The 22,972-nt window shown below is 73.4% G+C and carries 20 protein-coding genes and 1 riboswitch; of the genes, 10 read left to right on the forward strand and 10 right to left on the reverse strand.

The genetic code is table 11. The annotated features are described in order from the left end of the window. Positions 1–47: 47 nt before the first annotated feature. The gene (locus EIZ62_RS12395) at positions 48–479 is read right to left on the reverse strand and encodes an MmpS family transport accessory protein (protein WP_156692769.1); all 432 of its coding nucleotides are present in this window, start codon (positions 477–479) and stop codon (positions 48–50) included. 135 nt (positions 480–614) lie between these two features. Here EIZ62_RS12395 and EIZ62_RS12400 point away from each other — a divergent pair, with 135 nt between their 5' ends. After that, complete coding sequence (locus tag EIZ62_RS12400; RefSeq protein WP_208827892.1) at positions 615–1,967, forward strand: SWIM zinc finger family protein; 1,353 nt, start codon at positions 615–617, stop codon at positions 1,965–1,967. A gap of 15 nt (positions 1,968–1,982) precedes the next feature. Beyond that, the gene (locus EIZ62_RS12405) at positions 1,983–3,608 is read left to right on the forward strand and encodes a DUF5691 domain-containing protein (RefSeq protein WP_156692770.1); all 1,626 of its coding nucleotides are present in this window, start codon (positions 1,983–1,985) and stop codon (positions 3,606–3,608) included. Between the two features lie 316 nt (positions 3,609–3,924). On the opposite strand, the gene icmB is transcribed toward EIZ62_RS12405, so the two are convergent. Continuing rightward, positions 3,925–4,338 (reverse strand): coenzyme B12-dependent isobutyryl CoA mutase small subunit, encoded by a 414-nt coding sequence (gene icmB / locus EIZ62_RS12410; RefSeq protein ID WP_156692771.1) that lies wholly within the window; start codon positions 4,336–4,338, stop codon positions 3,925–3,927. A gap of 295 nt (positions 4,339–4,633) precedes the next feature. On the opposite strand from icmB, the gene EIZ62_RS12415 reads away from it, so the two are divergent. After that, complete coding sequence (locus tag EIZ62_RS12415; RefSeq protein ID WP_244375648.1) at positions 4,634–5,470, forward strand: esterase/lipase family protein; 837 nt, start codon at positions 4,634–4,636, stop codon at positions 5,468–5,470. Between the two features lie 227 nt (positions 5,471–5,697). Next, positions 5,698–7,227: a M23 family metallopeptidase gene (locus EIZ62_RS12420; RefSeq protein WP_156692772.1), complete on the forward strand. Its 1,530-nt coding sequence runs from the start codon at positions 5,698–5,700 to the stop codon at positions 7,225–7,227. 20 nt (positions 7,228–7,247) lie between these two features. Here the strand turns inward: EIZ62_RS12420 and pcrA are convergent, their stop codons facing one another. After that, the gene (gene pcrA, locus EIZ62_RS12425; RefSeq protein WP_156692773.1) at positions 7,248–9,746 is read right to left on the reverse strand and encodes a DNA helicase PcrA; all 2,499 of its coding nucleotides are present in this window, start codon (positions 9,744–9,746) and stop codon (positions 7,248–7,250) included. Positions 9,747–9,956: 210 nt separating this feature from the next. Next, positions 9,957–10,123, forward strand: a riboswitch (cyclic di-AMP (ydaO/yuaA leader). Between pcrA and EIZ62_RS12430 the strand changes: the two genes are divergently transcribed. Then, positions 10,122–11,387, forward strand: coding sequence for a C40 family peptidase (locus EIZ62_RS12430; protein ID WP_156692774.1), 1,266 nt, complete (start codon positions 10,122–10,124; stop codon positions 11,385–11,387). Its footprint overlaps the riboswitch before it by 2 nt. 79 nt (positions 11,388–11,466) lie before the next feature. Here EIZ62_RS12430 and EIZ62_RS12435 read toward each other — a convergent pair whose 3' ends face one another. Next, positions 11,467–11,820, reverse strand: a complete 354-nt coding sequence (locus tag EIZ62_RS12435; RefSeq protein WP_156692775.1) for a hypothetical protein — start codon at positions 11,818–11,820, stop codon at positions 11,467–11,469. Positions 11,821–12,051: 231 nt separating this feature from the next. Between EIZ62_RS12435 and EIZ62_RS12440 the strand changes: the two genes are divergently transcribed. Further along, positions 12,052–13,086, forward strand: a complete 1,035-nt coding sequence (locus EIZ62_RS12440) for a C40 family peptidase (RefSeq protein ID WP_156692776.1) — start codon at positions 12,052–12,054, stop codon at positions 13,084–13,086. Between the two features lie 32 nt (positions 13,087–13,118). Here EIZ62_RS12440 and EIZ62_RS12445 read toward each other — a convergent pair whose 3' ends face one another. From EIZ62_RS12445 to EIZ62_RS12455, 3 genes are all read right to left on the reverse strand, one after another. Next, on the reverse strand, positions 13,119–14,465 hold the full coding sequence (locus EIZ62_RS12445; protein WP_341873943.1) for an alpha/beta hydrolase: 1,347 nt from the start codon (positions 14,463–14,465) through the stop codon (positions 13,119–13,121). A gap of 115 nt (positions 14,466–14,580) precedes the next feature. Continuing rightward, a complete protein-coding gene (locus tag EIZ62_RS12450; protein ID WP_156692777.1) occupies positions 14,581–15,273 on the reverse strand; it encodes a LuxR C-terminal-related transcriptional regulator in 693 nt (230 codons plus the stop codon). Next, on the reverse strand, positions 15,270–16,544 hold the full coding sequence (locus EIZ62_RS12455) for an ATP-binding protein (protein WP_156692778.1): 1,275 nt from the start codon (positions 16,542–16,544) through the stop codon (positions 15,270–15,272). The genes EIZ62_RS12450 and EIZ62_RS12455 overlap by 4 nt, the downstream gene beginning before the upstream one ends. A gap of 174 nt (positions 16,545–16,718) precedes the next feature. On the opposite strand from EIZ62_RS12455, the gene EIZ62_RS12460 reads away from it, so the two are divergent. After that, positions 16,719–18,029, forward strand: a complete 1,311-nt coding sequence (locus EIZ62_RS12460; protein WP_156692779.1) for a PspC domain-containing protein — start codon at positions 16,719–16,721, stop codon at positions 18,027–18,029. After that, the gene (locus EIZ62_RS12465) at positions 18,016–18,324 is read left to right on the forward strand and encodes a hypothetical protein (RefSeq protein ID WP_244375650.1); all 309 of its coding nucleotides are present in this window, start codon (positions 18,016–18,018) and stop codon (positions 18,322–18,324) included. The genes EIZ62_RS12460 and EIZ62_RS12465 overlap by 14 nt, the downstream gene beginning before the upstream one ends. Here EIZ62_RS12465 and EIZ62_RS12470 read toward each other — a convergent pair. After that, positions 18,231–18,749 carry a DoxX family protein gene (locus EIZ62_RS12470; RefSeq protein ID WP_156692780.1) on the reverse strand — a complete coding sequence of 173 codons (519 nt, stop codon included), beginning with the start codon at positions 18,747–18,749 and terminating at the stop codon, positions 18,231–18,233. The genes EIZ62_RS12465 and EIZ62_RS12470 overlap by 94 nt on opposite strands. Positions 18,750–19,007: 258 nt before the next feature. Further along, entirely contained in the window at positions 19,008–19,802 is a 795-nt protein-coding gene (locus tag EIZ62_RS12475; RefSeq protein ID WP_156692781.1) for a class II aldolase/adducin family protein, read from the reverse strand. Positions 19,803–19,867: 65 nt separating this feature from the next. On the opposite strand from EIZ62_RS12475, the gene EIZ62_RS12480 reads away from it, so the two are divergent. Then, positions 19,868–20,341, forward strand: a complete 474-nt coding sequence (locus EIZ62_RS12480) for a cupin domain-containing protein (RefSeq protein WP_156692782.1) — start codon at positions 19,868–19,870, stop codon at positions 20,339–20,341. A gap of 68 nt (positions 20,342–20,409) precedes the next feature. Here the strand turns inward: EIZ62_RS12480 and guaA are convergent, their stop codons facing one another. After that, positions 20,410–21,993, reverse strand: a complete 1,584-nt coding sequence (gene guaA, locus EIZ62_RS12485) for a glutamine-hydrolyzing GMP synthase (RefSeq protein WP_156692783.1) — start codon at positions 21,991–21,993, stop codon at positions 20,410–20,412. A 306-nt stretch (positions 21,994–22,299) separates the two neighbouring features. Here guaA and EIZ62_RS12490 point away from each other — a divergent pair, with 306 nt between their 5' ends. After that, the gene (locus EIZ62_RS12490; RefSeq protein ID WP_156692784.1) at positions 22,300–22,659 is read left to right on the forward strand and encodes a chorismate mutase; all 360 of its coding nucleotides are present in this window, start codon (positions 22,300–22,302) and stop codon (positions 22,657–22,659) included. The last annotated feature ends 313 nt before the right edge of the window (positions 22,660–22,972 follow it).

Genomic DNA, 22,972 nt, shown 5'->3' on the forward strand with positions numbered 1-22,972 from the left:
CCATGCCACTGACAATCGGCCGGTGTGCGGCTCCGGTTGGGGGAGCGTCAGCCGGCGACGGGCGACACGGCGATGCAGCCGGTGGCGGCGGCCATGCCCTTGGCGGTCTGCTCCTGGATGACCTTGCCCTTGTAGGTGATCTTGCAGCTCATCTCGACGCCCGCGGGGTCGACGGCGACCGGGAGCACGCCGGGCGGCAGCAGGCCGCGGAGCTTCACGGTCTTCTTCCACGGCAGGGCGGGCTTCTTGACCGACTCGATCTTCGGCGTCGTCGCGTCCCCGCCGTCGGTGTGGTAGTCGATCGAGTCGATTCCCTTGCCGGTGATCTCGTACGTCACCTCGTACTGCTCGTTCACTTCCTTCTCGACCTGCTTGGCGGCCTCGTCCGCGACGGCGGAGCAGGCGCCGAGCCCGAGCACGAGTCCGCCGGCGACGAGCGCCGACGCGATGGTGCGGCTGGTGCGGCTGGTGCGGTTCATGTGGCTGACCCCCCGGGTGAGTTGACTGCGTCAAGGGCAGAAAACAGTAAAGGGAAGGCAAAGTCAACTGACGTGCGTCCCGGCGAATCCGCTGGTCAGGATCGATTGTCAGTGGGGGGACCTACGGTCGTTCACATGAATCAGCAGGGGGTGCGCTGGACGGCGGAACAGGTGCTGGCCCTGGCTCCTGACGACGCCTCACGCAGAGCGGGAAGCAAGCTCGGCACGGCAGGGCCGTGGTCGGGCGGCGGGAGCGACGGCTCGGGCGCGGTGTGGGGGCTGTGCAGGGGCAGCGGCGGCAAGCCGTACCAGACGGTCGTCGACACCACGGGTCCGGCGTACAGGTGCAGTTGCCCGAGCCGGAAGTTCCCGTGCAAGCACGCGCTGGGGCTGCTGCTCCTGTGGGCCGCGGACGGGGAGCCCCTGCGCGGCTCCGACGTGCCGGACTGGGCCGGGCAGTGGCTGGCCGGGCGCCGCACACGAGCGGCGGCCGGACAGGGGGACCGGGCGGGGGGCGGCCCGCCCGCGAAGCCCGCCGACCCGGAGGCGGCACGGCGCCGGGCCCAGCAGCGGGCGGCGCGGATCACCGCGGGGGCCGAGGAGCTGGAGCAGCGGCTGGCCGACCTGCTGCGCGGCGGGCTCGCCGCCGCCGACCGCTCGGGGTACGGGCTCTGGGAGGAGACCGCCGCCCGGATGGTCGACGCGCAGGCACCCGGCCTCGCCGGCCGGGTCAGGGAGCTCGGGGCGATACCGGGCTCCGGGCCGGACTGGCCCGTGCGGCTGCTGGAGGAGTGCGCGCTGACCCATCTCCTCGACCGCGCCTGGCTGGACGTCGAGCGGCTGCCGGAGCCGCTGGCCGCCACCGTCCGCACCCGGGTCGGTCTGACCGCGCCCGCCGACGGGCCCGTCGTGCGCGACCAGTGGTCGGTCCTCGCCCAGTACGACACCGGCGACGGCAGGCTGACCACGCGGCGCGTCTGGCTCCACGGGCGGGGCAGCGGGCGCACGGCCCTGCTGCTCTCCTTCGGCGCGGCCGGCCGGGCGCCCGCCCTCGCCCTGCCCGTGGGCCTGGCCCTCGACGCCGAGGTCAGGTACCACACGGGCGCGGGGCAGCTGAGGGCCGAGCTGGGCGAGCGGTTCTCCCCGCCCGTGCCCGACACCGGTCCGCCTCCGGGCGGGTCCGTGGCGGACGCCCCGGCCGCGTACGGGGCGGCGCTGCGGGAAGACCCGTGGCTCGACTCCTGGCCGGTGACGCTGACCGGCGTCATACCCGTGCCGTCCCAGGACGGCCCCTGGCTGCTGGCCGACGCGGGCGGGGGCTCCGCGCTGCCGGTCACCCCGGCCGCGCTCGGCCGGCCCGGCCTGTGGCGGCTGGCCGCGCTGTCCGGCGGGCGGCCGGTCACGGTGTTCGGCGAGTGCGGGCACCGCGGCTTCACCCCGCTGACCGCCTGGTCCGCGGACACGCCCGAGACGGTCCCGCTGACCTGACGCACGGAGGACACGATGACCACCACGACCTGGGAAGACCTCGTCACCTCGGCGCTGCTCGGCACCGACCGCCGCGCGCCCGCGCCCGAGGTGCTCGCGCGGGCGCCCGGCAAGGACGCGCCGGCCGCCCTGCTGGATGCCGCCGCCGTGCACACCGTGCGGCGCCGCGCGGGCCTGCTGCCCGCGCCGCCCGCCTCGCCCCTGCCCGAGCCGGCGCCGGACGACGAACGGCCACCGCTGCCGGAGGCGGCCCGGCTCCGGCTCGGCCAGCTGCTCGCGGGCCGTTCCGGCGCGCCCGCCGCCGGTGGCCGCCGCGGCACGGCGCCCGACCTCACCGAGCTGCTGCCCCAGTGGCTCGCCGCCGCGAACGCACACGGCCACCGGGCGCCCGCGTCCCTGCTGCCCGCCCTGCTGGACGCGGGCCGGGCCCGCACCGACCTGCGGCCGGCCGCGCTCACGTTCGCCGGGCCGCGCGGGCTGTGGCTGGCCCGGCTCAACCCGGACTGGCGGTTCGCCCTGCGCGGCGCCCCGGGCGGGACGTCGTTGCCCGACCCCACGGACCGGGACGGCGTACGGCGCCTGTGGGAGGAGGGCCTGTTCGCCGAGCGGGTCGCCCTTCTCGGAGCGGTACGGGAACACGACGCGGCCGCCGCGGCCACCCTGCTGGCGTCCACCTGGTCCACCGAACGGGCCGAGGACCGGCTGATGTTCCTCGACTCGCTGCGCACCGGACTGACCTACGCCGACGAGCCGTTCCTCGAAGAGGCCCTCTCCGACCGCAGCCGCAACGTCCGCTCCACGGCGGCCGAGCTGCTGTCCGCCCTGCCCCGCTCGGCGCTCGCCCGCCGCATGGCCGACCGGGCGTCCACCTGCGTGGGCCTCGACCGTACGGGGGGAGCGGCGTCGATCACGGTCGAGGCGCCGCACGAGTGCGACGCGGGCATGCAGCGCGACGGCGTCCTGCCCGACCCGCCCTCGGGCCGGGGCCAACGGTCCTGGTGGCTGGGTCAGTTGGCGGAGTCGGCCCCGCTCGCCCTCTGGCCGTCCCGGCTGGGCGGCCGCACGCCCGAGGAGATCGTCGCCCTGCCGGTCGCCGACGGCTGGCGGGACGAACTGCACGCCGCGTGGTGCCGGGCGGCGGTCCGGCAGCAGGACGCGGCATGGGCCCGGGCACTGCTCGGCCCGCCCACGACACCCCCGGCGACCGGCCCGGGCACCTCGTCCCTCGCCGAACGGTCGAAACTCCTGTCCGTCCTGCCAGACGGGGAACGGGCCGCGTGGGTGGCCGGCTTCATCGCGGCGCACGGGCTGTCGGAGGCGTTCCAGCTCCTGGGCGTCTGCGCGGTGCCGTGGACCGAACCGCTCGGCCGCGCGGTGGTCGACGCGCTGGACATCGCCCGCGACGCCGGGAGCTACCCGTGGAGCTTCAGCGGCGTGATGGGGCTGGCCGAACGCTGCCTCGACCCCGGCCAGGCCGACCGGCTGGAGGTCCTGACCGCCGTCCCGGACGAGCCGGAAGGCGCCTCGCCGGGCGCCGGGGGCTACTGGTCCGAGGCGTTCCAGCGGCTGGTCGCCACGCTGCGGCTCCGCGCGGCGATGCTCGCCGAACTCACCGGGGCGTCCACCCCGGGGCCCCGGTAACGGGCCTGGGCCTCGGCCCCGGGTGACGGTCGGGTGTCTGCGGACACGGCCGTCCCGGCTCTCGCCGGTGGTGCGGGGCGGGCGCAGGTGGAAGCCGACGCAGACCTTGGGGCCGCCTCGAAGGGGGACGCGCAGGGGGTGTGTTCCGGGCGTAAGACGACTGAGCCTGCGAAGGAGAGCCCGGGACACACCTCCCGGAGCGGACCCCGACGGCAACCGACCCCGCAGGGGCGACCCGCGCAGCGCAACGCCCGCACGGGCAGCACGCCCAGCGCGCGGCGCGCCCGGGCGGGGCCGGGGCGGGCGCCCCGGTGGGTTACGCCTCGGCGGAAACGCGGACGTTCGCGTTGACCCAGTCGACGATCGACGTCGTCGTCGCGCCCGGCGTGAAGATCTCCGCCACGCCCTTCTCCTTCAGCGGGGGGATGTCCGCCTCGGGGATGATCCCGCCGCCGAACACCTTGATGTCCTCCGCGTCGCGCTCCCTCAGCAGCTCGATCACCTTGGCGAACAACGTGTTGTGGGCGCCCGACAGGATCGACAGACCGATCGCGTCCGCGTCCTCCTGGATCGCCGTGTCGACGATCTGCTCCGGCGTCTGGTGGAGGCCGGTGTAGATGACCTCCATACCGGCGTCACGCAGCGCCCGCGCGATCACCTTCGCGCCGCGATCGTGGCCGTCGAGACCCGGCTTGGCCACCACCACGCGGATCGGACCGGTCACACCCATCACTGCCTCCACATGCGTCCCCCGTACCAAAATCCCGGGGAGGTGAACGAACGTTATCTACAGCATCCCGCAACCCGCCGTTTCACGGTAAGCAGGGAGGGGGAAATCACACGTGGGACATGTTCGCCAAGCGTCGTACCCGCATCGGGCGGCCCGGCCGCCTCGCGCGAGCCGGGGCGGCGTCTAGGGAGCCGTAACGAGGTCGTCGTATCACCGTGCCGCCAGCCGCGCGGCGCGGCGGTGCGACCGCGCCGCCACCCTCTCCGAGACGGCACCCCGGTTTCGGAGGTCGGCCGTGAAGGTCCTGTTGCCCTGGAAGCTCCTGCCCTTCTTCCCCCTGACGCTGTCGACCGCGCTGCTCAGGGCCACCGTCCTGGAGCTGGCGATCCTCGCCGGCCACCTGGTCCTCTACCCCACGGGCATGGCGCCGGAGCGGCGGCCGCTCGCCACCGGCGCCACCCGGATCGCGGGCGCGACACCGTCCGCCGGCGCGGACGTCCATCCGCCGACCGTGCTGCTGCACGGCTTCGTGGACAACCGCTCCGTGTTCGTCCTGCTGCGCCGCTCCCTCGTCCGGCACGGCCGGCGCCATGTGGAGTCCCTGAACTACTCGCTGCTGACCTGCGACGTCCGCGCCGCCGCCGAGCTGCTCGGCCGTCACATCGAGGAGATCTGCGACCGCACCGGCCACCGCGAGGTGGACATCGTGGGCCACAGCCTGGGCGGGCTGATCGCCCGCTACTACGTACAGCGGCTCGGCGGCGACCACCGCGTACGCACCCTGGTCACCCTCGGTACGCCGCATGCGGGCACGACCGTCGCACCGCTCGCGGGCGCGCACCCCCTGGTGCGCCAGATGCGCCCCGGCTCGTCCGTACTGCGGGAGCTCAGCGCCCCCGCGCCCGGCTGCCGTACGCGCTTCGTGGGTTTCTGGAGCGATCTGGACCAGTGGATGGTTCCCGTGGAGACGGCGCGCGTCGAGCATCCGGACCTGGTCGCGGAGAACGTGCGCGTCACGGGCATCGGTCATCTCGCCCTGCCGGTGCACCCGGCGGTCGCGGCGGGCGTCCGCCAGGTCCTGGACTCCGGTGGGGCGACCGCCGGAACATCTGATTCCGCGTCCGTGGCCTGACGCGACCCACTCCGGTTTCGAACAGCTCTCGAACGTAGGGCCAAGGCTCTGCCCGCACTCCGCCGAAAGGCGGCCGAATGCCCGTTTCCCGCTGGGCCAAAACCCACGGAAGATTGTCGCTTGCGCATACCGCCGGGTACAGTCGCGCCCACTGCTTTCCCCCTCTGGGTCCCCCGTAGCCGGGGCCGCCCGGATCTGGTTCTGCTGCCGAGGCGAGAGAGAAGTTGGTGAACGACCAGCCCCCCCACGCCGGGTACGTCGGAGACGACGCGTATTCCACCGGCAGCTTCGCCACCGATCCCCTCTTCGGCGCCCTTCCCGGCACGTACGACAACGTCCAGGCGAACGCCTACGACAGCAGCGGCAGCGGCTACTACGCCGACCACAGCGGCCAGTACGACTCCTCCCAGTGGGGCGCCGCCGCCGCGACCCAGCAGTGGGCCACGACGGACACGACCGGGTACGCCGAGTACTCCCAGCACACGGGGCAGTGGGACGCCGGCGCGTGGAGCGAGGCGAGCGGCGCGTACGACACCACCGGCCAGTGGAACCTGACCGCCGAGGCCGCCGGCGCCACCGCCGCCTTCGAGACCGGCGCCTATGACGCCACCGCCTGGAACCATGCCCCCGCGCCGACCGAGACGTTCACCGTCCCCGAGCAGTACGACTACGCGGCGGCCGACCAGGCGCACCCGGCGCAGACGCCTGCCGAGCACCTGACGGAGACCAGGCACCTGACGGAGACCGGGCTCGCCACCGAACCCGAGTTCACCCTGGAGCCCGAGTTCACCCCGCAGTCCGAGTTCACCGCCGAGCCCGAGTTCGCTGTTGAGGCCGAGTTCGCTCACGAGGCCGAGCACGGGGCCGAGTTCACCCCGGAGCCCGAGCACGGGGCCGAGCAGGCGACCGGGTCCGAGGGCCTGCACGACAGCCTCACCCAGACCGCGCTCACGCCCGTCGCCCCCCGCCCCAGCCGCCGCGCCGGCCAGGGCGGTGGCGGCAGCCGTGGGCGCCGCCGCACCCCCGCGAAGCGTTCCGCGCTGCTGACCGTCGCCGTGCCCTCGGCCTGCGTGATGGGCGTCGCCGGCATCGCCGCCGCGTCCGTCAGCGGCCTCAACCCCGGCGGCACCGGCGAGACCAAGAGCGACGAGAAGACGGTGACCGCCGCCGACCCGGCCACGGTCAAGCCGGTCGTCGCCAACAGCGAACTCGACACCCAGCTGGCCGCGCTCAGCGCCGACGCCCGCGACTTCGGCGACCGCGCCAGCCGCACCCAGGAGCGCATCGACCTCAAGGAGCGCCAGGAGGCGGAGCGCAAGAAGCGCGAGGCGGAGGCGGCCCGCAAGGAGGCGCTGCGTCCCAAGTTCGCGCTCCCGGTCGCCCTGCACCAGCTCAGCGCGCAGTACGGTCAGGCGGGCGTCAACTGGATGTCCCTGCACACCGGGATCGACTTCCCCGTGCAGTACGGGACGCCGGTGATGGCCGCGACCGACGGCACCGTACGCACCCAGTGGAACAGCGCGTACGGGAACATGGCGATCGTGACCGCCAAGGACGGCACCGAGACCTGGTACTGCCACCTCAGCAGCACCAAGATCCGCTCCGGTGAGGTCAAGGCCGGCGAGGTCATCGCCTACTCGGGCAACTCCGGCAACTCCACCGGACCGCACCTGCACTTCGAGGTACGGCCCGGCGGCGGCGCCGCGATCGACCCGCTGCCGTGGCTGCGGGGCCACGGCCTCGACCCGACCTCCTGAGCCCGGGGGCCGCCCGGCCCCTACAGCTTCTCGACCGGCGCGTACCGCAGCAGGAGCCGCTTCGGCTTCTCGTCGCCGAAGTCGATGGTCGCCTGCGCGTCCGCGCCCGCTCCCGTCACCGCCATCACCGTGCCCAGACCGAACTGGTCGTGCGTCACCCGGTCCCCGACCGCCAGCGAGATCACCGGCTTGTCCGTCGTACGCCGCGTGGCGAAGCCGGAGGGGCCGGCGGACCGCGAGCGTGACGACAGCGAGGAGGACAGCGACGACGCGATGCCGGACACCGGGCCGGACGGCTTGGCCGTCGCACCCGTGCGCTTCCACTCCAGGTACGCGCCGGGGATCTCCTCCAGGAACCGCGACGGCGGGTTGTAGGAGGGCTGCCCCCACGCGCTGCGCATCGTCGACCGCGTCAGGTAGAGCCGCTCGCGGGCGCGGGTGATGCCCACGTACGCCAGGCGGCGCTCCTCCTCCAGCTCCTTGGTCTGGCCGAGGGCGCGCATGTGCGGGAACACGCCGTCCTCCATGCCGGTCAGGAACACCACCGGGAACTCGAGGCCCTTGGCGGTGTGCAGCGTCATCAGCGTGATGACGCCGGAGCCCTCCTCGTCCTCGTCGGGGATCTGGTCGGAGTCGGCTACCAGGGCGACCTGTTCCAGGAACTCGGCCAGGGTGCCGGTACCTTCGCCCTCGCCGCGGTCCTGCTCGAACTCCAGGGCGACGGCGGCCAGTTCCTGGAGGTTCTCGATACGGGTCTCGTCCTGCGGGTCGGTCGAGGCCTGGAGTTCGGCCAGGTATCCCGTGCGCTCCAGGATGGCCTCGAGGACCACCGCCGGGCCGGCGCCCGAGTCGACGACGGTGCGGAGCTCCTCCATGAGGGTGTTGAACCGCTTCACCGCGTTCGCCGAGCGGGCCGCCATGCCGTACGCCTCGTCGACGCGGCGCAGCGCCTGCGGGAAGGTGATCTTCTCTCGCAGCGCCAGCGCGTCGACCATCGCCTCGGCGCGCTCACCGATGCCGCGCTTGGGGACGTTGAGGATGCGGCGCAGCGGGACGGTGTCCTCGGGGTTGGCCAGGACGCGCAGGTAGGCGAGGACGTCCCGGACCTCCTTGCGCTCGTAGAAGCGGACGCCGCCGACGACCTTGTACGGCAGGCCGACGCGGATGAAGATCTCCTCGAAGACACGGGACTGGGCGTTGGTCCGGTAGAAGACCGCGACGTCACCGGCCTTGGCGTCGCCCGCGTCCGTCAGCCGGTCGATCTCGTCGGCGACGAACTGCGCCTCGTCATGCTCGGTGTCCGCGACGTACCCCGTGATGCGGGCGCCCTCGCCGGCGTTGGTCCACAGGTTCTTGGGGCGGCGGCTCTCGTTGCGCTCGATGACCGCGTTGGCGGCGGAGAGGATGGTCTGCGTGGAGCGGTAGTTCTGCTCCAGCAGGATGGTGGTGGCGTCCGGGTAGTCCTCCTCGAACTGGAGGATGTTGCGGATGGTCGCGCCGCGGAAGGCGTAGATCGACTGGTCGGCGTCACCGACGACGCACAGCTCGGCCGGGTCCAGGTCCTCGTACCCGGTGCCGACCAGCTCGCGGACGAGCGTGTACTGGGCGTGGTTGGTGTCCTGGTACTCGTCGACCAGGACGTGCCGGAAGCGGCGGCGGTAGTGCTCGGCGACGTCCGGGAACGCCTGGAGCAGGTGCACCGTCGTCATGATGATGTCGTCGAAGTCCAGGGCGTTGGCCTCGCGCAGCCGCGCCTGGTACATCCGGTACGCCTCGGCGAGGGTCTTCTCAAAGCCTCCCCCTACGCCTTCGGCGTGGGAGGTGCCCCCAGCGGCCTGGTCGGCGAAGGTCTCCTCGTCGATCAGCTCGTTCTTCAGGTTGGAGATCTTGGCGCTGAACGACTTGGGCGGGAACTTCTTCGGGTCCAGGTCCAGGTCGCGGCAGACCAGCGCCATCAGCCGCTTGGAGTCGGCGGCGTCGTAGATCGAGAAGGACGAGGTGAAACCGAGCTTCTTCGACTCGCGGCGCAGGATGCGGACGCACGCGCTGTGGAAGGTCATGACCCACATGGCGTTGGCGCGCGGGCCGACGAGCTGCTCGACGCGCTCCTTCATCTCGCCGGCGGCCTTGTTGGTGAAGGTGATCGCCAGTATCTGGCCGGGGTGGACGTGACGCGTGCCGAGGAGGTGGGCGATGCGGTGGGTCAGCACCCGGGTCTTGCCCGATCCGGCACCGGCGACGATGAGCAGCGGGGAGCCGGTGTGCACGACGGCGGCGCGCTGCTGCTCGTTCAGCCCCTCCAGCAGCGCGGCGGGGTCGACGACGGGACGGTGGGCGCCGTCGCGGTAGTGGGTGTCCCGGGGCGGGGGAACGTCGAAACGGTCCCCGAAGAGGTCGTGCGGGACCTCCTCCGCGGCCGGGGCGTCCCCGGGGCCCTCGGAGTCCTCGGGCGGCGGCGGGGGCTCCTCGGAGTGGTTCCGGAGGTCCGCCAGGAAGCTGTCGTCAAAGAGGCTGCTCATCGCCTATCGAGTCTAGGCGGCCCCACTGACACCCGTGGACGAACCGCGAACCGGCCCGATTCGTCACCCTCCGTACCGAGTCGGCGACATCACGCCAAGGTCACGGAAACGTATCGGGCATATCGAACATCATCCTTCACAGCACCACCACAGGTTGGCTAGCGTGCTCGCCCAGGCGGTCCGTTTTCTCTTCGGCGAACCACGCCAGTCGGATCGCCCACGCCGAATTCGTGCTGCCCTCGGGGCAGTTCGGAACCGGGGACCCACACGCACGACCGAGGTGAATCGGCCCGCAGCCCCTCGGGCACGGCCGTAGGGCACCTTCCGTTCCGCCCGAACCTGACAGCTAACCCGGTAGGCGGTCCACGGAAGGAGATGCCGGCCTTGGCGTCGCATCGCAAGCCGCGCGCACCGCGCACCTTGCAGACCCTGCATGCCCACTCCCCCGCCGTCGGGGTCACGACGGCCGCCGCCCTGGCCTCGGTCACGCTCCTGTCGTCACAGAGCGCGACCGCCGCACCCCGGACGGACGGACCGGCCACGCCGGTGAGCGACCCGGACAGCAAGCCGGACGGCAGGCCGACGGTCGAGGAGGTCCAGAGAAAGGTCGACGACCTCTACCGGCAGGCGGGCACGGCGACGCTGCAGTTCCCCAGGATCCCCAAGGCCACGGAAGCCCCGGCCCCGCAGCGGCGCGAGGCCGGCCGGACGGCCGACGGCGCCGCGCGGCGTACGGAAGCGCCGAACGGGTCCCGTCGCGCCCTCGGCGCCCCCGAGGCCGCCCCGTACCGCTCGGGCGGACCCGGCCCGGCCGCCTCGCTGACCCTCGCGGACGACCCGCAGGACTCCGTGGACCGGACACAGCTGATGGACCGGACGCAGCTGATGGACCGGCTCACCGACCGGGAACCCGAACCGCTCACGCCGTACGAGCCGCCGGCGACGGCAGCCACGGCGGCAGTCGCGGCCGGGACCTGGGGCGGAGAGGAGCAGCGGCCGGCGGCGACGTCGGAGCCGGACACCCTCGCCGCCTCGCAGGCCTCCCTACGCACCACCAAGCAGACCGTCCAGCGCAAGCTTGCCGAGGCGCGGGCCCTGTTCGCCCGGCTGACGGCCGGGGAGCGGGTACGGGCGGAGATGCCGTGCGTGAACCTCGGCCAGGCGCCCGGCCAGGAGCCGGGCTTCACGCAGGCGCACGCGCCGGACCTGGGCTTCACGCAGGCGCAGGCGCAGGCACAGGCGCCGGGGCCGGCGCCGGCGGGCGTGGGGCTGGACGGCGGCAGTGGTCCCACGGCCAAGGCCCGCGAGGTCCTCGCCTTCGCCGAGGCCCAGATCGGCAAGCCGTACGTGTGGGGCGCGACGGGCCCGAGCTCGTACGACTGCTCCGGGCTCACCCAGGCCGCGTGGCGGGCGGCGGGGGTCTACCTGTCGCGCACCACGCGGGAGCAGGTCATGGAAGGGCAGCGGGTGGCCGTGGAGGACCTGCGCCCGGGGGACCTGGTGTTCTTCCACGACGACGTCAGCCACGTCGGGATCTACCGGGGCGACGGGAAGATGATCCACGCGCCCAGGCCCGGTGACAGCGTCCGCGAGGAGTCGGTGTACTCCATGCCCGTGCACAGCGCCGTGCGCCCGGCCTGACCCGAGGCGGACGAACGACCCCGGCGGGCACGGCGGGCGCGGCGGGCCTGACGGTTCCGCCGGGCCCGCCGGCCGGCGGTCAGGTCCAGAGCGTGGCGATGAAGATGTTGGCCACCGTCAGGCCGCCGACCGCCCCGAAGAACGCCTTGTCGACCCTCTCCTCGTCACGCTTGACGTAGACCAGGGCGAGGATGACGACTAGGACCGCGAGCTTCACACCGATCTTGACGTTGTTCACGGCCTGGTCGTCGGCCTGGTTGAGGCCGACCAGGGCCACGCCGGTGACCAGCATGGTCAGGGCGCCGTGCAGCATCGCGGGGCTGAAGCGCGCCGTTCCCTCACCCATCGCCTTCATCTGGGTCAGGAAGCCGCCCAGCAGGCTGGCGATACCGATGACGTGCAGTGCGACGAAGACATTGATGAGTGCGTCCATGGGCCGCACCCTAACCGGGGCCATATCACCGGCCCCCGGCCAGGGTTGCCTCAACGGTCGCATCGGTCGCGGCTGATACGGAATGCGGGATTCCGAGCGTGCCCGCTCCGGCGAATTCGTTCGTGAACCCTCACCTGGGGCCAATTGCGGTCATGCCGCCGCCGGGCCGTGACCTCCAGGTTTAGCGTCCTCCCCCAGACCCACCCCCGGCGAAGGGAAGTGACCGCCCTCGTGGCAGCGCACCGGAAACCCAGGCAGCACCCGCTGAGCGGCCGTGCCGCCGTCACCCTGGCACTGGCCGGGGCGGCCACCGCCACCGCCTTCGAGGGTTCCGGACACGCCGAACCCCGCCAGACGCCCGCCCAGGTCAGGGCACAGGCCGACCGGCTGTACCAGGAGGCCGAGGAGGCCACCGAGAAGTACAACGGCGTCAAGGAGGAGGCCGAGCGGGCCGAGGCGGCGCTCAAGGCCCTGCGCGACGAGGCCGCCCGCCGGACCGCCCGTCTCAACGCCGCCCGCGACGCGCTCGGCTCCGTGGCCACCGCCCAGTACCGGGGTGGCGGCCTCGACCCCGCCGCCCGGTTCCTGCTGTCCAGCGACCCGGACGCCTACCTCCGCAGCGCCGCCGTCGCGGACCGGGTCGGGGACCGCCAGGCCGCGGCGGTCGGCGCCGCCGCAGGCCAGGCCGCCGAACTCGCCAGGCTGCACTCCGAGGCCACGGGCCGGCTCCGCGACCTGGCCGCGCGGCGGGCCGAACTCGCCCGCCACAAGGCGACGGTCCAGGACCGGATCGGGGCCGCCGAGAAGCTCCTCGACCGGCTCACCGCCGCCCAGCGCGCCGCCTACGACGGCGGTTCCGCCGGGGCCGGCGCGGCGACCGGCCCGGCGCCCGTCGGCGCCGCCGCCCCGGTGCAGGGCACGCGCGCCGCGCAGGCCGTCGCGTACGCGTACGGCGCCCTCGGCAAGCCGTACGTGTGGGGCGCGACCGGCCCGGGTTCGTACGACTGCTCCGGGCTCACCCAGGCCGCGTGGCGCTCCGCCGGGGTGGCGCTGCCCCGCACCACCTACAGCCAGATCGACGCCGGCCGACGGGTGCCGCGGTCCGCGCTGGCCCCGGGCGACCTGGTGTTCTTCTACTCGGGCGTCAGCCACGTCGGGCTCTACGTCGGCGACGGCAGGATGATCCACGCGCCCCGGCCGGGCGCCCCCGTCCGGATCGCTCCGATCGACGAGATGCCGTGGGCGGGCGCGACGCGCGTGGCGTGAGCCCGCCGCCGCGTCTCTCCTGCGCCCGAACCCTACGGGCGGCCGCCGACGGACAGGGTCCCCGGGCCCGCCCCGACCGGATCGCCCGCGCCACCCGCGCCGCTCCCGGCGCCCGCGCCCGTGTCCGTACCGGCGCCGAACCCCTCACCCCGGTCCGCGCCCGCGCCGCCGTCTCCGCCCGTTCCCGCGCCCGCGTCCGTCTCCGCGTCCTGGGCGGTCTCGTCCTGGGCGGTCTCGTCCTGGGCGGTCTCGTCCTGGGCGGCTCCGGCGCGTTCGGCGCGGTACTGCTGTGTCAGCCACTGGAAGGCCGACGGCACCTCCCGCACCCAGGTGCTCGTGCGGTGGCCGCCGTAGACCTGCCGGACGTCGATGCGCGTCGGCGGCTTGGACACCTCTCGCAGCGCGACGCCCTGCTCGTAGCCGTCCGCGCCGTCGCCGGTGAGCAGCAGCGTGACGCGGGGCGGCACCTGGGCGGTCTTGAGCATGGTGAGCGGGTTGTGGGCGTGCCGCAGTCCGGGGTCCTTGCCGGTGAGCGAGGACGGCTCGGCGGCCGGGTCGTTGTAGCCGGACAGGCTGATGCCGAACCGGTAGCGGTCGGGGTGGGCGATGGCCAGCTTGGTGGCGCAGTGGGCGCCCGACGAGAAGCCGGCGACGGACCAGCCGTCGGCCGTGGTCGCGGCGCGGAAGTTGTCGGTGACCATCTTGCGGACGTCGACGCTGAGCCATGTGTCGGCGTTGATCTTGCCGGGGACGTTGGCGCAGCCGGTGTCGGTGTGGCCGAGGAGGTGGCTGCGCGGCGCGACGAGGATGAACGGCTCGACCGTTCCGTTGCGCATCAGCGGTTCCAGCTGCTCGTTGACGTGCATGCCGACGAACCAGGACTTCGGGGAGCCGGGGAAGCCGGAGAGCAGCTCCACGACGGGGAACTTCCGGTCCTTGTGGGCGGGGTCGTCGTACTGCGGCGGGAGCCACACGTACACCTCGGCCTGCACGCCGGAGATGCCGCCCTTCAGGACGGCCCTGCGGACGCCGGGCCCCATGGCGGGGTCGTCGACGGGTGCGAAGGTCTGCTTGACCTTCGGCAGGTCGGCGATGCGCCGGCCGCCGAGCCCGTCGGTGCCGAGGTCGATGGCGGAGTCGACGTGGTCGCTGGTGCCGAGCAGGTCGTCCCAGCTGTCGTAGAGCCCGTTGACGTTGTTCACCGCGACGAAGACCACCAGGATCGCGGTGATCTGCGCGAAGGCCAGCATGCCCAGCCGCGTCGCGCCCCGGACGACGGCGGGGCCGCGCACACGGCTCCACAGCGCCAGCGGCAGCAGGACGGCGACCACGGCCAGCACGGCCGCGGTCACGAAGAAGGGAGTACCCGTCAGGCTCATCACGGTGAATAGGAGGGGCCCACCGCCGTACTGGTTGCCACTCCTATGTGCCGTTTATCTCACAATTGGCCACACGGATGCCCGGTCCACTCACCCGGCCCGCCCGGGTTTCCGGTCACACCAGGCGACGGGCGGTCGCCCAGCGGGTCAGCTCGTGCCGGTTGGAGAGCTGGAGCTTCCGCAGCACCGCCGAGACGTGCGACTCGACCGTCTTCACCGAGATGAACAGCTGCTTGGCGATCTCCTTGTACGCGTATCCCCGCGCGATCAGCCGCAGCACCTCCCGCTCGCGCTGGGTGAGCCGGTCCAGGTCCTCGTCGACCGGCGGGGCGTCCGTCGAGGCGAACGCGTCCAGCACGAAGCCCGCCAGCCGCGGCGAGAACACCGCGTCGCCGTCCTGGACGCGGAAGACGGAGTCGACGAGGTCGGCCCCGGTGATCGTCTTCGTGACGTACCCGCGCGCACCGCCCCGGATGACGCCGATGACGTCCTCGGCGGCGTCCGAGACGGACAGGGCCAGGAAGCGCACCGGGTTCTCGGGGGCCGACATCAGGCTCGCGCAGCGGCGCAGCACCTCGACACCGCCGCCACCCGGCAGGTGCACGTCCAGGAGGACCACCTCGGGGCGGGTCGCGGTGATCACGGTGACCGCCTGGTCGACGTCGGCGGCCTCACCGACCACCTCGACCCCGGTCGTCTCGGTGCGGCCGATCTCGGCCTGCACGCCGGTGCGGAACATCCGGTGGTCGTCCACCAGCACGACCCGCACCCGACGTCCCGCGCCCCCGGTCGTCGTCTCCTCGGTCATCCGTCCGCCCTCTCCATCTCCAGCTCCACTTCGGTGCCGCCGCCCGGCACCGCCCGCAGCCGCGCGGTACCGCCGTTGCGCCGCATACGGCCGATGATCGATTCTCGTACGCCCATCCGGTCGGCGGGCACGGAATCGAGGTCGAAGCCCGGCCCCCGGTCCCGTACGGACACGAACACCGTGCGGCCCTCGACCTCCGCGTACACCTGCACCGCCCCTCCCTCGCCACCGTACTTGGCCGCGTTGACCATGGCCTCGCGCGCGGCCTGCATCTGCGCGGCCAGGCCCTCGTCGAGCGGGCAGTCGCCGACGACGACCACCTCCAGCGGGACGCCGTGCTTGTCCTCGACCTCCGCCGCGTTCTTCTTGACCGCCTCGGCCAGGGTCTCCGGCTCCTGGTCGTCGTCCTTGCCGTTGCCCTCCGGCCGGTACAGCCAGTTGCGCAGCTCGCGCTCCTGCGCGCGGGCGAGTCGGCGGACCTCGCCGGGCTCGTCCGCGTTGCGCTGGATCAGGGTGAGGGTGTGCAGGACGGAGTCGTGCACATGGGCGGCGACCTCGGCGCGCTCCTGGGCGCGGATGCGCATGGTGCGCTCCTCCGACAAGTCCTGCGACATGCGCACCAGCCAGGGGCCCGCGAGCAGCGCCATCCCGGCGAGGACGGCTATCGCCGCCGTGAGCGCGGTGCCGAGCTGCGCCGCCGAGCCGCGCACCACCATGAAGACCGTCAGACCCATGCCGACGAGCGCGACGCCCGCCAGGCCCCGCACGAGCTGGAAGATCCGCTTGCGGCGGCCCGGCTCGGTCCAGCTCGCCCGCCGCGCGTTGTCCACCTGCCGCCACACCAGGACGACACCGACGCCGACGAGGAGCGTCGGCCACACGTACCGGTTGGCGTCGCCGCCGAGGTCGACGCTGGTGACGAACCCGGCCGCGCCGATCGCCAGCGCGACGAGGGCCACGATCTGGCCCTTGTCGGGCTTGCGCAGCCGGCGCCGGCCGTCGGGCGCGGTCGCGAAGACGGAGCGCGGCTCGGCGGACCGGCCGCCCACGCCCAGCGGGACGACGATCCAGAAGACCGCGTACACCAGCACGCCGAGGCCGTCGGCGACGAAGAGGGCCAGGAAGACCAGCCGCACCCACACGACGGGCAGCCCGAGGTGCCCGGCCAGGCCGCGCGCGACACCGCCGAGCATCCGCCCGTCGGCGCTGCGGTACAGCCTGCGCACGGGCGGGTCGTCGGTCGTCTCGGGCGGGCGGGCGGCGACTGGCATGCCCCGATGGTCACACGCCCGACGGCGCCGGACATCAGGGCCGTCCCTCATCCGAACCCCCATCCGACCCTGAGACGCCGCCCGGTCCCGGGTGCGGCCCGTGAGGGCAATATCAGGGACGGGCCAGGGTCGCGGAAGGTGCCCACGCGGCGCACGGGCCGTCACCATGGACGTATGACGCGTACGACCCCCGCTCCCGCCGAGGCCGATGGAGCGCCGCCCCACCCGCCGCTGCGGCGCACCACGCGGCGGAAGGTCGTGGCGGGCGTGTGCGGCGGGCTCGGGCGGCACTACGACGTGGACCCGGTGATCTTCCGGGTCGCAACCGGCGTGCTCGCCGTGACCGGGGGCCTGGGCCTGGTCTTCTACGGCTTCGCCTGGCTCGCCGTCACGGCGGAGGGCGACGACGAGAACGAGGCGCGGCGGCTGATGGCGGGCCGGGTCGACGGCGCCTCGCTGATCGCGCTCCTCATGGCGCTGGTCGGCTGCGGCCTGTTCCTGTCGATGCTGGGCAACGGCAGCACCATCACCTTCTCGGTGCTGCTGATCCTCTCGGTGAGCGGGGCCGCCGTCTGGTCGCGGCGGCGCCGGCTCGCCGACGGCCCCGACGCGGCCGCGGACCACGCGACGGCGCACACGGTGGCGGAGGCACCGCCGGAGACGAAGGCGCCGCCGCCCCCGGAGTCCCCGTCGTGGTGGCGGGAGCCGATCGTCAAGGACGGCACCTCGGGGCCCGTCCCGCTCGGGTACCTGTGGGGCCCCGAGGACGGCGCGGGGGTGGAGGACGCGATCCTGCGGCGCCCCGCGAAGGGCGCCGGTCAGGGCGGGCCCGCCGGGGCGGGCGCCGCGCGGGGCCCGCGTTCCATCGGTGGCCCGGTGTTCCTGCTGGCCCTGGTGGCCGGCGGGCTCGGCACGGGCCTGTCCTGGGGGCCGCAGCCGCTCGGCGTCTGCCTCCAGATCGGGCTGGTGTGCGCGCTGGCGGTGTTCGCGCTCGGCCTGGTCGCCGGCTCGTTCGGGGGCCGGACGGGGGTGGGCACGATCTTCATGACGGTGGTGACCGCCGTGCTCCTGGCCGGCGCGGCGCTGATACCCCGGCAGATCGGCACGGAGTGGATACGTACCGACTGGCGGCCGGCCACCGCGGCGGACCTGCGGCCCCGCTACGAGCTGGGCACCGGCGTCGGCACCCTGGACCTGTCCCGGCTGGCCCTCCCGGCCGGGCGGACGGCACGCACCGGCGCCGAGGTCGGCGCGGGCCGCCTCCACGTCGTCGTGCCGGAGAACGTCACCGTCCGGGTCCACGCCCAGGTCGGCCTCGGCGACCTGCGGCTCCCCGCCGAGCCGGCGAACGACATCGACGTCGCCCCCGACCGGGAGGCGGTCCGCACGATCGCCCCGCCCCGGGGCACCGCCCCGGCGGGCACCCTCGACCTCACCCTGGAGGTCGCCCTCGGACAGCTGGAGGTCACCCGTGCCACCTCATGAGCGGGCCGCCGCCCACCCCGGGCAGCCTCGCCGGCGGCGCCACGGGTTCCGGCCGGGGCGGCTGGTCATGGGCCTCACGGGCCTGGGCATCGCGGCGCTGTACGCGGGCGACGCGACCCGCGCCTGGGACACGCCCTGGTACGCGGGCCTGCCGGTGCTGTGCGCCGGGCTGGTCCTGGCGGGCGCCGCCGGCTGGATCGGTCACCGCGCCCGGCGCCGCCGCGCGGACAGGGCCGCGTCGAGCGACAGCAGCGGCGCACCGGCCAGCACGAGCGGCAGCCACGCCATCAGGTAGGCGAGGTCGTTGCCGTAGTAGTAGGGGTCGGACTGCCAGCTCACCGTCAGCCACAGGCTGAGCGAGATGAGCGCCCCGCCCAGCGCGGCGAGCCGCGCCAGGAGGCCGACGAGGGTGCCGAGCCCGACGGCCAGTTCGCCCAGCGCGATGCCGTACCCGAACCCCTCCGGGCTCTTCAGCGCCAGGTCGACGAGCCAGGGCACGGCGGACGAGTCACGGACGGACCGCATCATCTCGCCGATCGAACCGGTGCCGGTCGCCGACATGAAGGCGGCGTCGGTGAGCTTGTCGAGGCCCGCGTAGATGAAGGTGACGCCCAGGAAGACGCGCAGCGGCAGCAGCGCGTACCGGGCGGCGCTCGCCCGCAGGCCGGGCGGCTCGCCACCGTCGCCGTAGTTCGCTCTCGCCCGGTAGGTGTGCGTCATCGCCGGCCTGCCTCTCCACACGGCTGTCCCCGGAACCGATTCTCCTCGGCATTCCCGCCCGTGCATACGCGGCGGGCGACGCACCGGTTCACGGGCCCGCCACTGCGGTCGCACCCGGACAGGGCCACGAGCACGCTCCGGCCTCCGCCGCGGACCCGTACCGCTCCGGTCCCACCGCGGACCCGCACCGCTCCCGGGGCCGGTGCCCGGCGGGCCGCCGTACGGGTGAGGTCGCGCCCCGCCCCTACTCGTCCCGCGTCAGGACTGCGGGCCGGGGTCCGGGCGGCTGATGAGGCGCCACAGCGGCTGGTAGTTGATCCAGGCGACGAGGTCGCCGCCGAGCCGGTCGCGGGTGGCGACCGCTTCCCGGTGCTCGATCGACACGAGTCGGCCCGCCGCGCGGGCCACGAGCTGCACCTGGCTGCACCGCTCCATGGTGATGAACCACCAGGCCGCCGCGTCGACCGAGTCGCCGACCGTCAGCAGCCCGTGGTTGCGCAGGACGACCGCCTTCCGGCCCCCGAGCGCGGCGGCGACGCGCCGTCCCTCGGCGGCGTCCACGACGACCCCCGTGTACGCGTCGTACAGGCAGTGGTCCTCGTAGAACGCGCACGCCTCCTGTGTGATCGGCTCGATCAGCTCCCCGAGCGCGGCCAGCGCCCGGCCGTACGTGGAGTGGGTGTGCGCCACGGCCACCACGTCGGGGCGTGCCCGGTGCACTTCGGCGTGCACGGTGAACGCGGCCTGGTTGACATGCCGGGTCCCCTCGACGACCTGCCCGTCGCCGTTGACCAGGATCAGGTCGGCGGCGGTGAGGCCGGCCAGGGGCTCGCCGAAAGGGTTGACCCAGAAGCAGTCGGGGAACTCGGGGTCCCGCGCGGTGATGTGCCCGGAGACGCCCTCCTCGTACCCGAGCCGGGCGAACAGGCGCAGCGCGCCCGCCAGCCGCTGCTTGCGGTGGGCCCGCTCGTCGGCGAGGGACGCGTGGACGGGCGGCATGGCGAAGTGCAGCCGCTCGACCGGTACCGGTGCAGGTGCCTCGGCTTCGCTCATGGCCGGAAGTTACCGCCGGTCACGACAACTGACCAGAGACGTCGCACAGGACGGAGGTGCACCGGATGGACGAGACCGACCGGCACCCGCTCTCCCCGCTGGTCGAGCTACTCGACCTGGAGCCGCACATCGAGGGCGGCTGGTTCCGCGAGACCTGGCGGACGGCCGGCACGACCAGGCCCCGCGGCTATCCGGGTCCCCGTACGTTCGCCACCGGGATCTACTTCCTGCTGCACCCCGGCGAGCGGTCCCGCTGGCACCGCGTCCGCTCCGACGAGCTGTGGCTCTGGCACCGCGGCGGCCCCCTGCTCCTCTCCCTGGGCGGCGCGGGCGACGAGCCGTCCCGCCCCTGGGACCTGGTCCTGGGGCCCGGCGTCGAGACCGGCGAACAGCCCCAGCTCCTCGTCCCGGCCGGCACCTGGCAGGCGGCCGAGCCGACGGGCGACGAGCCGGTCCTCGTCACCTGTGTCGTCGCTCCCGGGTTCCGGTACGACGACTTCACCCTCGCGACGCTCGAAGCCGCCGCCCACAGGAAGTAGGCGACGGCTCCGGTCGGGCGCGTGGCACCCGCGTCCGCGTCAGGCGCGGGTCACTCCGGTGTGCGGAGTCACTCCCACTCGATGGTGCCCGGCGGCTTCGACGTCACGTCGAGCACGACCCGGTTGACGTCCTTGACCTCGTTGGTGATCCGCGTCGAGATCTTCGCCAGCACGTCGTACGGCATACGCGTCCAGTCGGCCGTCATCGCGTCCTCGGACGAGACGGGCCGCAGCACGATCGGGTGGCCGTACGTCCGGCCGTCACCCTGCACACCCACCGAGCGGACGTCGGCGAGCAGGACGACCGGGCACTGCCAGATGTCACGGTCGAGACCGGCGGCCGTCAGCTCCTCGCGGGCGATGGCGTCGGCCTCGCGCAGCAGGTCCAGGCGCTCCCTGGTCACCTCGCCGACGATCCGGATACCGAGGCCGGGGCCCGGGAAGGGCTGCCGCTGGACGATCTCCTCGGGCAGGCCCAGCTCGGCGCCGACCATCCGGACCTCGTCCTTGAACAGCTTGCGCAGCGGCTCGATCAGCTGGAACTCGAGGTCCTCGGGGAGCCCGCCCACGTTGTGGTGGGACTTGATGTTGGCCGTGCCCGTACCGCCGCCGGACTCGACGACGTCCGGGTAGAGCGTGCCCTGGACGAGGAACTCGACCGGGTGGTCGTCCGGCGCCTCGGCGACGATCTCGGCCTGCGCCTGCTCGAAGACCCGGATGAACTCCCGGCCGATGATCTTCCGCTTCTCCTCGGGGTCGGAGACCCCGGCGAGCGCCGCCAGGAACCGCTCCTGCGCGTCGACGACCTTCAGCTGGACGCCCGTGGCGGCCACGAAGTCCTTCTCGACCTGCTCGGTCTCGCCCTTGCGCATCAGGCCGTGGTCGACGTACACACAGGTCAGCTGCGAGCCGATGGCCTTCTGGACGAGGGCGGCCGCCACCGCCGAGTCCACGCCGCCGGACAGGCCGCAGATGGCGCGCTTCTCGCCGACCTGCGCGCGGATCGCCTCGATCTGCTCCTCGATGACGTTGCCGGTGGTCCAGTCGGGACGCAGACCGGCGCCGCGGTAGAGGAAGTGCTCCAGGATCTGCTGGCCGTGCGTGGAGTGCATCACCTCGGGGTGGTACTGCACGCCGTACAGCTTCTTCTCGTCGTTCTCGAAGGCCGCGACCGGAACGACGTCCGTGGACGCGGTGACGGTGAAGCCCTCGGGGGCGGCGGAGCAGGCGTCGCCGTGCGACATCCACACCGGCTGCTCGGCCGGGGTGCCCTCGAAGAGGGTCGAGGACGACCGGGACACGTGCAGCGGCGTACGGCCGTACTCGCGCGCGCCGGTGTTGTCGACGGTGCCGCCGAGGGTCGTGGCCATCAGCTGGAAGCCGTAGCACATGCCGAAGACGGGGACGCCGGCCTCGAAGATCTCGCGGTCGAGCTGCGGGGCGCCCTCCTCGTACACGGAGGACGGGCCGCCGGAGAGGATGATCGCCTTCGGGTTCTTGGCCAGCATCTCGGCCACCGGCATGGTGGACGGGACGATCTCGCTGTAGACCCGGGCCTCACGGACGCGGCGGGCGATGAGCTGGGCATACTGCGCGCCGAAGTCGACGACCAGTACGGCGTCGGGCGCGGCAGCGGGATTCGCTGATGACACTACGGCGGCCTTCCGGCGGGGAGGAGTCTGTATGTCGATTCTACCGGCGCGGCGAGGGGCGCCTTTGTCTCACCATCCGAACCCGCGCTCGTCCCGCTCGGGCGATGGTCCATACTGGCCGCATGCGCAAGCTCTCGACCTTCGTCTTTACCTATGGCACCGGGCCCGTCCGGCTGCCATGGTCGTGCTGCTTGAGCCACTGACAAGCACTTCCCCAGGCGCCCCGGGCCGACAAGGTCCGGGGCGTCTGTCGTTCGCGGATCTCGTCGCCGTCCCAGGGCCCGCCCCCGCCAGAGGAGCCCCGCCATGACGACCACCGCGAACACCACCCGCCCCCACACCACCCGCGCGAACACCACCGCCACGACCGGTGGCGCCGCCACCGTCAGCGCCGCCGAGAGGACCGGCGCCCGCACCGACGAGGCCGCGCACGTGATCACGGGCGCACGCGAGCGCATCGACGCGCTCGACGACCGCATCATCGGCCTGATCCAGGAACGGATGGCCGTCTCGGCCGTCATCCAGGACGCACGGATCTCGTCGGGCGGCCGTCGCGTGAGCCTGACGCGCGAGATGGAGGTGCTGGGCCACTACAGGGACGCGCTGGGCAGGCCGGGCACGGCGCTGGCGATGACGATGCTGGAGCTGTGCCGGGGCCGCATCTGAGTTCGGGCGCGCTCTCACCCGTACGGCGCGTGACCGCTCCCGTACGGCTTCGTTGGTCCCGTTGTCCGTGTCATCCAGGGGCGGGCCGAAGAAACCACGCGTGGCTCCGCTGGAGCGTGTGGCGTACCTCATGGGGTGCGTCGTGGGACCTCGCTCCAGCGCGCGTGACCGGACGGCAGGGGACAGCAGCCCGGTCACCCGAAAAGGCGGTCGGCTCCGGGGACGCCCGGAGCCGACCGCATCGGGTCCGCCCAGCCCCCCACCCCCGCGGATCCGTTCCCCTTCTGTCCCCACCCCAGAACCACTGCCATCG

This window comes from Streptomyces ficellus (assembly GCF_009739905.1).
Lineage (GTDB): Bacteria > Actinomycetota > Actinomycetes > Streptomycetales > Streptomycetaceae > Streptomyces > Streptomyces ficellus_A.